This window comes from Gordonia sp. PvP123 (assembly GCF_040547295.1).
GTDB lineage: Bacteria > Actinomycetota > Actinomycetes > Mycobacteriales > Mycobacteriaceae > Gordonia > Gordonia terrae.
The window spans coordinates 272,877-286,531 of the sequence record NZ_JBEPPN010000003.1; the positions used below are offsets into that span (position 1 = coordinate 272,877).

15 protein-coding genes are annotated in these 13,655 nt (G+C 69.3%); 6 read left to right on the forward strand and 9 right to left on the reverse strand.

Features of this window, described 5'->3' with window-relative positions; translation table 11 throughout:
• Positions 1–11: 11 nt before the first annotated feature.
• A complete protein-coding gene (locus ABIC25_RS06645) occupies positions 12–341 on the forward strand; it encodes a DUF3349 domain-containing protein (RefSeq protein WP_004019921.1) in 330 nt (109 codons plus the stop codon).
• Positions 338–1,504 carry an o-succinylbenzoate--CoA ligase gene (gene menE / locus ABIC25_RS06650; protein ID WP_354560548.1) on the forward strand — a complete coding sequence of 389 codons (1,167 nt, stop codon included), beginning with the start codon at positions 338–340 and terminating at the stop codon, positions 1,502–1,504. Before ABIC25_RS06645 ends, menE begins: the two co-directional genes overlap by 4 nt.
• Positions 1,505–1,539: 35 nt before the next feature.
• On the opposite strand, the gene ABIC25_RS06655 is transcribed toward menE, so the two are convergent.
• Positions 1,540–2,409: a type IV toxin-antitoxin system AbiEi family antitoxin domain-containing protein gene (locus ABIC25_RS06655; RefSeq protein ID WP_354560830.1), complete on the reverse strand. Its 870-nt coding sequence runs from the start codon at positions 2,407–2,409 to the stop codon at positions 1,540–1,542.
• 146 nt (positions 2,410–2,555) lie between these two features.
• Between ABIC25_RS06655 and ABIC25_RS06660 the strand changes: the two genes are divergently transcribed.
• Entirely contained in the window at positions 2,556–3,425 is an 870-nt protein-coding gene (locus ABIC25_RS06660) for a 1,4-dihydroxy-2-naphthoate polyprenyltransferase (protein ID WP_248645534.1), read from the forward strand.
• A 76-nt stretch (positions 3,426–3,501) separates the two neighbouring features.
• On the opposite strand, the gene ABIC25_RS06665 is transcribed toward ABIC25_RS06660, so the two are convergent.
• The 6 genes from ABIC25_RS06665 to ABIC25_RS06690 form a co-directional block, all read right to left on the reverse strand.
• Positions 3,502–4,344 (reverse strand): Clp protease N-terminal domain-containing protein, encoded by an 843-nt coding sequence (locus ABIC25_RS06665; protein WP_354560550.1) that lies wholly within the window; start codon positions 4,342–4,344, stop codon positions 3,502–3,504.
• On the reverse strand, positions 4,319–4,618 hold the full coding sequence (locus ABIC25_RS06670) for a hypothetical protein (RefSeq protein ID WP_064569601.1): 300 nt from the start codon (positions 4,616–4,618) through the stop codon (positions 4,319–4,321). The genes ABIC25_RS06665 and ABIC25_RS06670 overlap by 26 nt, the downstream gene beginning before the upstream one ends.
• A 92-nt stretch (positions 4,619–4,710) precedes the next feature.
• Entirely contained in the window at positions 4,711–7,275 is a 2,565-nt protein-coding gene (locus ABIC25_RS06675) for an FtsX-like permease family protein (protein ID WP_354560552.1), read from the reverse strand.
• Positions 7,275–7,904, reverse strand: coding sequence for an ABC transporter ATP-binding protein (locus ABIC25_RS06680; RefSeq protein WP_354560832.1), 630 nt, complete (start codon positions 7,902–7,904; stop codon positions 7,275–7,277). Before ABIC25_RS06680 ends, ABIC25_RS06675 begins: the two co-directional genes overlap by 1 nt.
• Positions 7,905–8,021: 117 nt before the next feature.
• Positions 8,022–9,170 carry an L-cysteine desulfhydrase Cds1 gene (cds1, locus tag ABIC25_RS06685; protein ID WP_354560553.1) on the reverse strand — a complete coding sequence of 383 codons (1,149 nt, stop codon included), beginning with the start codon at positions 9,168–9,170 and terminating at the stop codon, positions 8,022–8,024.
• Positions 9,167–9,544, reverse strand: a complete 378-nt coding sequence (locus tag ABIC25_RS06690; RefSeq protein ID WP_004019931.1) for a DUF4229 domain-containing protein — start codon at positions 9,542–9,544, stop codon at positions 9,167–9,169. The genes cds1 and ABIC25_RS06690 overlap by 4 nt, the downstream gene beginning before the upstream one ends.
• A 189-nt stretch (positions 9,545–9,733) precedes the next feature.
• Between ABIC25_RS06690 and ABIC25_RS06695 the strand changes: the two genes are divergently transcribed.
• The 3 genes from ABIC25_RS06695 (at position 9,734) to ABIC25_RS06705 (ending at position 10,860) form a co-directional block, all read left to right on the forward strand.
• Positions 9,734–9,958, forward strand: a complete 225-nt coding sequence (locus ABIC25_RS06695) for a BldC family transcriptional regulator (protein ID WP_010842012.1) — start codon at positions 9,734–9,736, stop codon at positions 9,956–9,958.
• Between the two features lie 83 nt (positions 9,959–10,041).
• The gene (locus ABIC25_RS06700) at positions 10,042–10,260 is read left to right on the forward strand and encodes a hypothetical protein (protein WP_064569605.1); all 219 of its coding nucleotides are present in this window, start codon (positions 10,042–10,044) and stop codon (positions 10,258–10,260) included.
• Positions 10,261–10,383: 123 nt separating this feature from the next.
• Positions 10,384–10,860, forward strand: coding sequence for a helix-turn-helix domain-containing protein (locus tag ABIC25_RS06705; RefSeq protein ID WP_004019934.1), 477 nt, complete (start codon positions 10,384–10,386; stop codon positions 10,858–10,860).
• An 18-nt stretch (positions 10,861–10,878) separates the two neighbouring features.
• Here the strand turns inward: ABIC25_RS06705 and ccsB are convergent, their stop codons facing one another.
• The gene (ccsB, locus tag ABIC25_RS06710) at positions 10,879–11,898 is read right to left on the reverse strand and encodes a c-type cytochrome biogenesis protein CcsB (RefSeq protein ID WP_354560555.1); all 1,020 of its coding nucleotides are present in this window, start codon (positions 11,896–11,898) and stop codon (positions 10,879–10,881) included.
• A 20-nt stretch (positions 11,899–11,918) separates the two neighbouring features.
• Positions 11,919–13,646, reverse strand: coding sequence for a cytochrome c biogenesis protein ResB (resB, locus tag ABIC25_RS06715; RefSeq protein WP_354560557.1), 1,728 nt, complete (start codon positions 13,644–13,646; stop codon positions 11,919–11,921).
• Positions 13,647–13,655: the final 9 nt, after the last annotated feature.

Here is a 13,655-nt window from a genome sequence, read left to right on the forward strand (position 1 = left end):
CGGAGACACCCGTGGACCGCCCGACGCTTCTGCAGAAGGTCATGGAGTGGTTGCGCGCCGGCTACCCCGACGGCGTCCCACAGACCGACTACATACCCCTCGTGGCATTGCTGCGCCGCCAGCTCACCGACGACGAGGTGACGCAGGTCTCCGCGGAGCTGGTCCGCGAGTCCGCCCCTCCGCCCGAACCGATCTCCCGGGTCGACGCCGGGGTCAAGATCACCCATTACACGCACGAACTACCGCATGAGGACGACATCTCGCGGGTGCGCGCACACCTCGTCGCCCGCGGGTGGCCGTTCAGCGACGATCCTGGTTCGACCGACGGGGAACCGTCGTGAGAACCCTGCGACCGCTGCCCCTGCCGTCGACACCCGCGGTCCTCGACCGCGTCGACGATCTGCGGGCGATCCTCGACGGCTCGTCGGCCTTCCTACCCGTACCCGACGACGCCCGCGCCGCTTCCGAACTGGGGTCGGCCCTGCACGCGGACACACCGATCGACGATCCCGTGTCCCTCGTCGTCTCGACATCGGGATCGACGGGCACCCCCAAGGGTGCGCAGCACTCCCCCGCGACCCTCGCCGCGTCGTCGCGGGCCACCGCCGACCACCTGGGCGGGCCCGGGAACTGGTTGCTGGCGCTCGCACCTCACCACATCGCCGGTCTGCAGGTCCTCCTCCGCGCGCTGACGGCCGGGCAGACGCCGGTTGTCCTGGACATGCGCGCCGGTTTCGACCCCGATGTGTACGCCCGTGCCGTACGCGACTTCGACGGCCCGCGGCGATACACCTCGCTGGTTCCCACCCAGCTCGTCAAGGTTCTCGACCATCCCGACGCCACATCCGCCTCGCGGGCGCTCGACGCGATCCTCGTCGGTGGCGCGGCGACCCCGAAGCCGTTGTGGGACAGAGCAGTCGACGAGGGGCTGCCGATCGTCGCGACGTACGGGATGAGCGAGACCGCAGGCGGTTGCGTCTACGACGGGCACCCCCTCGACGGCGTCGCGGTCCGCATCGCCGATCCGGCACCCGACGGGGTGGGACGGGTCCTGCTCGGTGGTCCCGTCGTGGCCCGCGGATACCGCAATCTGCCCGACCATCCGGCCTTCGCCGAGCCGGGCTGGTTCCGGACCGACGATCTCGGGGTCCTCGACGAGGCCGGGCTGCTCAGCATCGTCGGCCGGGCCGACGAGGCCATCTCGACCGGCGGGCTGACCGTCGTACCGCAGGTCGTCGAGGCCGTGATCGCCGACGACCCGGCGGTCGCCGAATGCGTCGTCGTCGGGCTCCCCGACGATCGGCTCGGCGAGGCGGTGACCGCGTTCGTGGTGGTCCGTCCCGGAGAACGGCTCGACGTCAACCGTATTCGCGGATCGGTCACCGAACGACTCGACCGCTACGCGGCACCCCGGCGGATCGTCGAACTCGACGCGCTCCCCCTCCGCGGGCCCGGCAAGTACGACCGTCGCGCGTTGCGGACCCGCTTCGGTTCCCAGACGTAGTGCGTCGTTGCGCTGGGCGCAACGAAGTACTACATCTACCCGCAGGTCGCGTGCCGAATCGTTGTCACCACGTACTCGGCTCGGTCGCAGAGGTCACCCCACGTGAAGTTCAGCACCGTCCAGCCGGCCGCGATGAGTGCGTTGCGTCGAGTCCGGTCACGCTGGAAGGTGGCGGCGTCGCGGTGAAACGCGAAGCCGTCGATCTCCACCGCCACCATCCGATCCGGGAAGGCGAAGTCGATCTCGTACCCGCAACTCGGATGGTTGGCTGCCCAGCCGCTGAGACCCGCGCCTCGCATCACCTCCACCGCGAGACGCTCGGCAGCAGACCGCGCACCGGTCTCGAGCAGCGCGATCAGGACACCCATGTCGGCCGCGCCGATGCAGCGTCGTCGACGCCCGTAGGCCTCGACGAGACGCTCGACCGTCGTTCGCCGCTTCACGAGAGCCGAGTCGATGACCTCGACGCCGCCCTCCAACGCGCCCTCCAAGGCGGACAGCGCCACCCCGGTGACCGGAAGACCCTCTCGAACGGCAACATCCGCGTCGTCGAGCGCACGATTGAGGATTCGCACTCCTGCCACCGGACCACCGTGACGTCCGCGGAGTGCGGTGACCGTCGGCGTGACGGGCGGGGCATCGACGATCCCGTGCCACCACGCCGCAGCGAGCCCCGAGAGGACCGCGTGGACACCGACGGCCAGCGTCGCGGTCCGGATTCGCGAGCGGTCGGTCTCCGGATGGTCGGCGAGTCGGTAGATGCTGCGATGCACGGATATCCACTCGCCGGCATGCACCCGACGGTGCACCGTCGACCGATCGATGCCATGCGCGCGGGCATCGGCCGCGGTGACCACACCATCCTGGCCGAGGGCCAGGTTCCGAAATTCCGCCGGAAGTCGCATGGAACTCAGACGCACCGGCACCGCAACTGGTTCCATCGCTCGACGACCCCTCGCAGATGTAGTGTGTCGTCGCGCCAGACGCAACGAAGCTCTACACCTGCCGGGCCGCCGCCGCACCCGTCCGACCCCGTGACACGATGAACTCCGTGGCTACCCCTCAGCAGTGGATCCAGGGCGCTCGCCCACGCACGCTCCCCAACGCGATCGCGCCGGTCGTGGCCGGTGTCGGCGCGGCGCTGCACTCCGGCGACGTGACGTGGTGGAAGTCCGTCCTCGCACTTGCGGTGGCCGTCGCGTTCATCATCGGCGTGAACTTCGCCAACGACTACTCCGACGGTGTGCGCGGAACCGACGACGACCGCGTCGGCCCGATGCGCCTGGTCGGGTCGGGGGCGGCGTCGCCGAAGGCGGTGAAGACCGCCGCGTTCCTGTGCTTCGGGATCGGCGCGGTCTGCGGGCTGGTCCTCGCGATCGCGACCGCCTGGTGGCTCGTGCTGGTCGGGGCGATCTGCATCGCCGGCGCCTGGTTCTACACCGGCGGCAAACGCCCTTACGGGTACGCCGGGTGGGGTGAGGTCGCGGTGTTCACCTTCTTCGGGCTCGTCGCCGTCCTCGGCACTCAGTACGTCTCCTCGGGCCGCGTCGACTGGGTCGGACTCGCCTGCGCGGTCGGCATCGGCGCGATCTCGAGCAGCGTGCTGGTCGTCAACAATCTCCGAGACATCCCCAGCGACACCGAATCCGGCAAGATCACGCTCGCCGTCCGCCTCGGCGACGCCCGGACCCGCATCCTGTTTGCCGTACTGCTCCTGACCCCGCTCGCGATGAGCGTGGTCCTGGCGTTCGCGACCCCCTGGGCGCTGCTCGGCCTGGTGACGTTCCCGCTGCTCTGGCAGGCCTACACACCGGTGCGCACGGGCGCGGCCGGCCCCGGGCTGATCCCGTCGATCGGTACGACCGGCAAGGCGATGCTCGCCTGGGCGGTCGTCACGGCGGTCACGCTCGCGCTCACCTAGGCCGGGCCCGCGACGCGGATGGGCCCGCCGCACCAGTTCTCGTGCGACGGGCACATCCGGAATGCGTTGTCCGCGATCAGACCTGGGCCTCGACGTCGGGCAGGCTCGCCACGACGGCGGCGCGGAGTTCCGCGGCCGTGGTCGCGGACCCGATCAGCGCCTGTGACGCGTCGTCGGCGGTGTCGATGATCCCGAGCAGGAGATACTCGGCGCGGAGGCGTCGGTCACCTCGTTCGCGCGCGATCTCCATGGCTCGGCCGAAGGCGTCCCGGGTGTCGGTCGCGAAACGCGGCCGGGAGCCCCGACCCCGCGGTCCGCGCCGGCCGCGACCCGGCTCCCACGGTCCCTCCCCGGCGAACGGTCCGCCCGGACCCGGGCCGAAACCCTGGCCCCAGGGACCGGGACCGAAGGGGCCCGGTCCGAAACCCTCGGGACCGCAGTCGGGCCGGGGGCCGCGACCGCGACCATGGCCGTGCCGGTGCCCGTGGCCCCGTCGTCCGTCCCCACCGCGTCCGTGACCACGACCCCGGGGACCGCGCTCGGCGCGCTCGCCCCAGCCGTCGGACAGGTCCTCACCGAACCGCCCGCGCACCGCCTCCCGGACCTTGTCCAGGTCGATCCCGATGCTGCGCAGGGCCTCTCGGTCCTCCTCGTAGCGTTCTCGACCCGACTCGTCGTCGCCGGTCTCGGGTGTGTCGGATCGATCGGCGTGCTCGTCGTGGTACTTCCGCACCGCTTCCCGGGCCGACGACAGCGCCAACCCCTGGTCGGCGAGCAGCGCGAACAGCGGACTGCGGGCGTTGCAGAGCATGCCCAGGATCAGGTGGTCGTTACCGAGTTGCCGGTGACCCAGGTCGCCGGCCTCCTGCGTGGCGAAAGCCAGCAGCATCTTGTCATCGCGACTGATTCGCTCGAACATCTGTGTCTCCTTCTGGCCCGCTCGCGCGGGCCTCACGTTGTGAGTGCTTCTGATGCACGGCCTGTCGGCTGATCTGCAGCACTTCGGCGATCGCCTGCCAGCTCCACCCGTTGGCACGGGCGTTGGCCACCTGCACGTCCTCGAGTCGGTCGGCCAGGGTGCGCAGGGCGCGTACCGCGGCCAGACCCCTCGCCGGATCGCCGCTCGCGGCGTCTCCGGCCAGCTCGGCGCTCGATGCGTCGGGTGCGGTGTCGGTGCTGTGGTCGTCGTGCATGTTGTCAGGTTATGTTGACATCTTGCCAATGTCAAGAATTATTGACACGCGGGATGCGCGGGATCTGCCACGGTCGGGTGTGCGGACCCCGACTACTCGTTCTGAATCGACTCGCTGATGTTCATCCGACCGGCACGAACCGCGGGAACGAACGCACCGACCAGGCACAACGCCACCGCGATGCTCACGAAGAGCAGGGCCGACGGTCGTGGCGAGTACAGCACGGTCAGCGACGTCGTGATGGTCAGGATCTGGTTGCTGAGCAGATGCATGGCGGCACCGAGGACGACGCCGACCATCGACCCGACCAGGGCGACCGCGCCCGCCTCGGCGAGCACCGTGCGGGAGACGAACCTGCGAGAGGCGCCCATCGCCCGTAGGACGCCCAGTTCGCGGCGTCGTTCGAGGACCGACAGCAGCAACGTGTTGAGAAGTGCGATCGCGGCCGCGCCGGCGACGATCCACTGGATCGCGACCGCGAATGCGCCCGCCTGCTCGACGGTGGCCTGGGTGGCCGCGAGGGCCTCGGCGCCGCTGTAGACACTGATCGGTTTGTTGCCCGTCGTCGGGACGCCTGCCACCAACGACTCGAGGTCCCGGCGGACGACATCGGGGTCGGCATCGGGCGAGGTGATCACCTGCAGGTAGGTGTCACCGTCGCGATCGAACCACTCCCCCAGCAATTCCTGGGACATCGCCGCCACCCCGGAGTCGAGCGAGACGTAATCGACGGTGTCGCGCACGACCGTCTGCCGTGGGCCATTGGGTGTCGCGAGTTCCACGGTCTCGCCGGTGGTCACGTCCAGCGCACGGGCGAGGACGTTCGACATCAGGATGCCGTCCCCGGCGAGCACGTCGGCCACCGCTTCCGGCGACGCCTTGCGCATGAACGGCGCGCGCGAACCCGGCTCGAGCCCTTGCACATTCGCCTTGCTCTCGCCGATGTTCACCGCGGCCCACTGACCGCCGATCACCTCGGTCACGCCAGGAACCGCCGCCACGCGTTCGGCCAGCGCCGCCGGCAGGATCGGCCCGAGGGGCAGGCTCGCGGCCGACGTCGACGACACGTAGAAGTCCGGATCCCCCAGCCCGTCGAGCGATTTCGACATCGAGGAGACCAGGTTGTCCAGCGCTCCCGATGTCCCCATCCCGACGGCGATGGCCACCGCGACCGTCATCAGGGTCGCCCATGCGCGCCGCGGGGCACGCTCGGTGTTCACCGAGGCGAGCTGTCCGGGACCGCCGAACCAGCGCGCGACCCGAACCACCGCCCAGGCCAACGGTTTCGACAACGCGAAGCACAGAAGCAGTGCGCCGACGAGATAGAAGACCCCGGCGACGATGGCCGGCCGCCCCGGCACGGTCGACACGACCACCCACGACGCGATGAGACCGGCGACGCCGAGCACGGCGGCGATCACCACCGCGGGACCACGACGCGACGCGGAGTCCGACACCTCGACGGGAGCCATCGCCTCCACCGGTGAGACCGCGAACACCGCCCGCGCGGCCAGCGTCGTGGCCGCGACACACGCCACCACACAGGCGATGACCGCGGCCGCGGGCGCGTAACCGGGCAAGTGATACTCGATGACGGTGCCGACGGAGTCGGCGGGTGGTTCCGGCAGACTGCTGATCACGGCCCGCCCGGCCAGGATCCCGAGCGGGATGCCGAGTACGCCCCCGACGAGACCCATCAGCGCGGCCTCGCCGAGCATGTCGCCGACGAGGTGAGATCGCTTGGCGCCCAGCGCACGGATCATCGCGAGCGACCGGCGCCGCGAGGCCACCGCCATGTTCATCGTGTTGAACACCAGGAAGGCGGCGATCACCAGTGACACCAGCGAGACCAGCAGCGTCGCATCGCGGGTCACCGAACTCGCGACCTCGGCCTGCTTGGCGCGGAAGTCGGGATCGACGACCACCGCGCGACCGTCCACGATGCCCTGCACCTGCGAGCGGACCGCGCCCACGTCGGCGCCGGGTTCGGTCACGACGAGGATCGAGTCGAGCCGGCCGTCGAGTCCGGCGAGTCGTTGCGCGAGATCGACGTAGGCGAAGAGGAAGCGGCCGTTGTTGAGACCGGCGGCCTGCTCGTTGTCGACGACCTCGAGCACCTCGACCTCGATCCCGTTGACCGTCAACCGGTCTCCGCGCTCGAGACCGAGGCCGGGACCGACGAAGACACCGGTTCGCAGGCGATCGAGATCGACGGTCCCCGGACCGGCCCCGGCTCGCTCCTGCTGCAGGGCGCCTCGCAGGCTGCCCGAGAGCTGGGTGACGCGCTGATCGGAGCCGAGCAGCGGTACGGCGGAGCCGTCGACGACGACCGACCCGCGGATCATCGGCACGACGGCGGCCGCCGCATCGACATCGCGTCGGATCTCGCCGGCCAGCGACTCGTCGATGCCGGTGTCGGTGATGCCGGCGACCTCGATGTCGGCGACCCCGGACACCGCATTGTTGAAGTCCCGCACCGATTCCGACGCCGACCCGTACGTCCCGAGCACCGCGTTCAGCAGCGCCGACGACACGACCACCACCGCCAGCGAGGTGAGCAGGCGCAACCGGTGGGTGCGGATCTCGCGGAGGTTGAGCAGCCGGATCCGCGTGAGGCCGGCGACCAAGGCGGACGCCGGGGAACCCCGTCCCGCCACTAGGCGATCTTTCCGTCGCGGACCGTGATGGTGGTATCGGCGACCGCGGCCGCCTTCGGATCGTGGGTCACCATCACCACCAACCGGTCGGGGGTGTCGTGGGCGACCTCGGAGAGCAGTTCGAGTACCGCCTCACCGGTCTTGGAGTCCAGGTTGCCGGTCGGTTCGTCGGCGAGCAGGATCGTCGGGTCCATGATGAGCGAGCGGGCGATCGCGACTCGCTGCATCTGACCGCCAGACAGCTCCGAAGGCCGGTGATCGACCCGATCGCCGAGACCGACCCGCCGAAGCAGTTCCACCGCAAGAGGTTTCGCCTTGCGCAACGACTGGTTGTCCAGCAGGCGCGGCAGCGCGACGTTCTCCCACGCCGACATCGTCGGCACGAGGTTGAAGAACTGGAAGATGAACCCGACGCGATTGCGCCGGAACTCCGAGGCGGCGGTGTCGTCGAGAGAGCCGAGGTCGACCCCGTCGATGCTGATCCGCCCCGATGTCGGGGTGTCGAGAGCTCCGAGCACGTGCAGCAGGGTGCTCTTGCCCGCGCCCGACGGGCCGACCACCGACACGAACTGTCCGCCGTCGATCGAGAGGTTCAGACCGTCCAGGGCGCGGACCCGTTCGTCGCCCATCTGGTACTCGCGCACCAGATCGACCGCCTCCACCAGGGCACTTCCGGTGCCGGGCGTACGCCCGGGTTCCTTCGACACCCCCGGATCGTAGCCCACCCGCGGCGTCCGGCCCGGGTCTCAGGCGGTCCAGCGACCGGTGGCGAAGAACTCGTCGAGCACCGCCTCGGCGGGGCCGAGGGCGAACGCGTTGGCGGCCAGCCAGTCGTCGTCGAAATAGGTGGTCGCGTACCGGTCCCCGGAGTCACAGAGCAGCGTGACGATGCTGCCCGGCGTACGCGCCGCGACCATCTCGGCCACGAGCGAGAAGGCTCCCCACATGTTGGTGCCGGTGGACCCGCCGACGCGACGGCCGAGGAGATCGCTCACGCGGCGGGCGGTCGCGACGGACGCCTCGTCGGGCACACCGATCATGCGGTCGATGACCTGCGAGATGAACGACGGCTCGACCCGCGGGCGCCCGATCCCCTCGATGCGCGAGCCGGTCTCGGCGGTCAGCGTGCCGTCGGCCGACTCGTAGGCCGGCAGGAACACCGAGTTCTCCGGATCGACGACTGCCAGCCAGGTGTCGTGGCGTCGGTACCGCACATATCGGCCCAGGGTCGCCGACGTGCCACCCGTACCGGCCCCGACGACGATCCACGTGGGCACGGGGTGTTCTTCCTCGGCCAGCTGGGCGAAGATCGACTCGGCGATGTTGTTGTTGCCGCGCCAGTCGGTCGCACGCTCGGCCATCGTGAACTGATCGATGAAGTGGCCGCCGAGCTCGGCCTCGAGACGCAGCGCCTCGGCGTAGACCTCACCGGGATGGTCGACGAAATGGCACCGCCCGCCGTGGCGTTCGATCAGCGCCGTCTTCGCGGGCGAGGTGCTGCGCGCCATGACCGCGATGAACGGCACGCCGATCAGCTCGGCGAAATAGGCCTCGCTGACCGCCGTCGACCCCGACGACGCCTCGATCACCGGCGTGCCCTCGACGACCCACCCGTTGCACAGCGCATAGAGGAACAGCGAGCGAGCCAACCGGTGCTTCAGCGATCCCGTGGGATGGGTCGACTCGTCCTTCACGTAGAGGTCCACGCCGACCTCGCGACCCGCGTCCCCGGCGGGCCCGGTGTCCTCGGATTCGGTCCAGCGCGACCATGCGGGCAACGCGACGCGGAGCAGATGGGTGTCGGCACTGCGTCGGCCGTCGGCCTCGATGAGGCGGATGGCGTTCTGCGTCCAGGCGCGGTCGGCGCGGCGGTCGACGAGCCGCGTCGGCCTCACTTGTCGCCGCGGAGCCGTGCCTGCAGATCGTCGTGCTTGGACCGGCGACCGGCCTCGAGCGCCGCGATCTCGCTGTTCACCTTGAGACGCAGGGTCTTGAACAGGACCATGCCGAGCGGAAGAGCGATCAGCACACCGAACACCGCGGCCACCAGGAAGGGCACCTCGACGTCGACCAGGCGGCCGCCGACCATGATGATCACGACGACCGCGGTGACGAGCAGCAGCCGCGCGAACGTGTACAGGAACAGTGCGACCGCCAGGGTCATCGGACGCCCGCCCGCCTGAGGCGCGGTGTCCGCGGCGGTCGATGTGGGGGTGGCCTCGTCGGGCGTGGCCTTCTTGCCTGGGGTGGGGTCGTGCGCTTCACTCACCCCCTCAGCGTACTGGGCGGTCGTCGCGCTCCCGCAGGTCGCGGGCCTTTGCACGCTCTTTACCTCCCGCTGACGGTTCGAGTACCTGGGCGATTTGCGTGTATTCATGAAGAACTCATCCACCACGTGCAGAGCCGCTTCGCCAGCTTCGGCGCACCGACCGAGCACTCCAACACGCCAGGGGGAATCATGACCAGCATCGAGACCGCACCGCCCGCCACCTACATCACCCCGGGACTCGCCAGCCAGCACACGCTGACCCCCGGCCAGGTCGCCGCGATGTTCAACGTGAACCCCAAGACGGTCGCGCGCTGGGCGAGCTCGGGCATCCTCGGCTCGATCCGCACCCCGGGCGGTCATCGACGCTTTCGCGAAGAGGACGTCGTCGCGCTGCTCAACCGCCGCACGCACTGATCCGCGGGTACGGCCCGCTCGCCGCCGGGCGTTCGCCCTGACCTCGCAGGCATCTCACGTACGCTGGACGACGGGAGGTTGTCATGATCTATCTGTTCGCCGTTCTGGGTCTGCTCGCCATCGGTTTCCTCATGTGGCGCGCCTTCGGACCCCACTCCGACGAGTCCGGTGACACCCCCTCGTCCGGCCCCCGCCGCCCCCGTCCGCGCGGCCCTCTCGGCCCCGACGACGACCCCGATTTTCTCCGCGACCTCGACAATCGCACCCGCGGCACCAACGGCACCGACGGGGACGAGATCTGAGGCGTGACGCTCGGCAGAAAAGCTGAGACCAGGTTCAGAACGCCTCTGCGGAACATACCCATGGGTAGGGTATCGTCCACTTCACCATCGATTCCCCGATGGCTGATCCGAGAGAAGGCGCCGTTGAACCCGGGACGATCTCCGCGAGGGACGTCGACCGACGACGACCTGAGCTTCGCCGAGAAGATCGGTTACCTGTTCGAGCACAGTCGTGACGAGAACGGCATTCGATATACCGGCAAGAAGATCGCCGAGAAGGCCAACCGGCTCGGCTACTCGCTGTCCGACGCCTATATCTCCCAGCTACGCACCGGCAAGGCCCGCACCCCGTCGTTCCGGACGGTCGAGGCCATCGCCCGCGCCTTCGACGTGAGCGTCACGTACTTCCTGTCGAACCCCGACGAAGATCTCGAACGTGTTCGGCAGCAACAGAATTACGTCGAGATGCTCCAGGTCACCGGCAGCCATCTGTCCGGGATCGACATGGGTTCGCTCTGCCCGGACACCATCGACGCGCTCATCGATCTGCTCAAACTGGTCAAGGCGCAGGCGTTGGCCAAGAAGGCCGAAGAGAACACCCCGAGCGACACCCCCGGCTGACGGCGCCGCCCGGGCCTCCTACAGACCCGCGTAGGAGTGCAGGCCCGACACGACCAGGTTGATGATGAACAGGTTGAACAGCATCGCCACGAATCCGGCGACGTTGATCCAGGCCGCGGCGTTGTTGCGCCAGCCCGCTGTCGCGCGCGCGTGCAGGTAGGCCGCGTAGATCACCCACGCGATGAAGGACACCGTCTCCTTGGGGTCCCAGCCCCAGAACCGGCCCCAGGCCGCCTCGGCCCAGATGGCACCGCAGATGACTCCGAGTCCGAAGAGCGGGAAGCCGATCACCACGCACTTGTAGGCCAGCCGGTCGAGCTGTTCGGCCGACGGCAGGTGCTCGACGACACGACGGACCGCACCCGCGAGACCCGGACGGGTGGAGACCGCGGCGGAGTCGTCGGGCGAGTTCGCCGCCCAGCGCATCTTGATCAGGTAGAGGATGCTCGCGACACCCGACACCAAGAGGATGCCCGACGACACCGAGATGATCGACACGTGTACAGCGAGCCAGTACGACTTCAAGGCGGGCACGACGGGTGCCGCCTGGGTGTAGAGCCACCGGCCGGCGATGAACATCAGCAGGATCACGGGCAACAGCACGAACGAGAGCAGCGGACGGTGTTCGCGCTTGCGCAGGATGACCAGTCCGGCGAGCACGCCCGCGGCACACGTCATCGAGATGAACTCGTACATGTTGCCCCAGGGTGCGCGGTCGGTCGCGATACCGCGCAGCACGATCGACCCGATGTGGGCGACGAGTCCGACGACCACGACCGGCAGCCCCATGTTGCCGAGCTTCTCACCGAGAGTCCGCCGCGACGACTCGTCGACGCGACCCGGCATCCGGGCCTCCGTCCCGCTCGCACCGGCGTTGACCAGTTGCTTCTGCTCGAGACGCCGACCCCGGACCGCGGCGAGCGCACCCAGGAACAAGATGACCGCGACGACATAGACCGTCATGGCGGTGCCGTACAGCAGGTCGGAGTACCGCGCGAGCGTCTCGTCGATCGGCATCGCCGGAGCTTCGGAGTTCATGTGCTTCCTTTCGCCGGCTGCTAGAGCCGCCGGGTCGTCCGCCGCGAGGCGGGTGCGTCGGCGTCGCCAGCCACGAGATCGGCCGCCTGCTCGTCGAAGCCCTCACCCCAGCCGGCCTGATCGGTACGCGCCAGCCCGGCAATCTCTACTACAGTACGTCGTTGCGTATCGGCCCGACCATCGCCGTCGGCTTGCGAGCTCGCGGCCGGAACCGGGACCAGCCGCGCCCAGATGCGCCGGCGACGGATCAGCAGCGACACCAGCAGGCCGCCGAGCATCACGATCGAGCTCACCAGCACCCAGACCTGGGCGGGATCGTGCGAGACCTGCACCGACACCCAGCGCTCGTAACCGTCGAAGGTCACCGTCGTGCCGTCGGCCAGGGTGTGGCTCTGACCGACTCCGAGGTTCACCTGGGCCTGACGCTGGAGACGGCCCTGCTCGATGAGGTCCTGGTCGAGCGAGTAGACGTTCTGGGGCTTGCCGGTGTCGAGACCGGTGTCGCCCTTGAAGATCCGGATGGCGACGAAGGGGTCGTCGGGTTCCGGCGACGACGAGGTCAGCAGCGAACCGTGGAACGACGCGGTCGGCGCGAACAGGCCCTCGAGGGCGATCTGGTTCTTGCGACGGGTGTCGGCGTCGGGATAGAGGCCCGCCGGGGTGTCGAAGCGGGCAGCCCCCGACGACAGCATCGTCTGGAGTTCGTCGGGGACGAACGGCGTCGTCTGCGTGCGCTTCTCCCCGTTGGGGAAGGTCACCGTGAACGTCGGTGCAAAGCCGTTGCCCAGCACGTAGACGCGATCACCCGCGACGCGCAGCGGTTCGTTGACCCGCACCGAGGTGGTCGCCCAGCCGGCGGGGTCACCGAGGTTGCCCACGCTGCCATCGCTGCCCGCGGCGTACCGGATGGTGGCGTCGTACATGTCGGGCTGGCCGCTGGGCAAGAAGGTCGCCGAGAAGTCGTCGACGCGGAAGCAGAAGGGCGACAGGTCCGTGCCGTCGACCAGGTTGCCGGCGCGGAACGAGTCGTAGACGGCGGTCGAGGTGTTGCACAGCCCCTGCTCACCGTCGGCGACGAGACTGCGGGTGCCCTCGTAGCCGTACATCTTGCCCAGCGCGATCGAGACCAGCAACGCCAGCAGGGCGAAGTGGAAGACGAGGTTGCCGAACTCGCGGAGGTAGCCCTTCTCGGCGGACACCTCGACGCATCCGTCCGGGTATGCCTTGCTCGGCTCGCGGACCACGACCTCGCGTCGCCAGCCGCGCAACCGGCCGTCGATCCGGCGCGCGACGGTTTCGGGGTCGCCGTCGACGGTGTGGGTGACGTGCCGCGGCAGACGGGACAGGTTGCGCGGTGCGGCGACGGGCTTCGCGCGCAGGCTGTGGAAGTGCTCGACCATCCGCGGCGTCAGACAGCCGACCAGCGAGATGAACAACAGCACGTAGATGGCGGTGAACCAGGCGCTGGAGAAGACGTCGAACAGCTGCAGACGGTCCATCCAGACACCGAGCTGACCGCGGGCGGCGATGTACTCGAGGGTCTTCTGCTCGTTGAGCTCACGCTGCGGGAGCAGCGCACCGGGGATCGCGGCGAGCGCGAGCAGGAACAGCAGGATCAGCGCGGTCCGCATCGAGGTCAGCGAACGCCACAGGTTGCGCAGCGGCCACAGCAGACGACGACGGGCCCAGTGGGGTTTCGGGGCCGGCTCGGGGGTGTCCACCTGCGGGCGGTCGGTCAGATCGGTCATGGGTCCAGC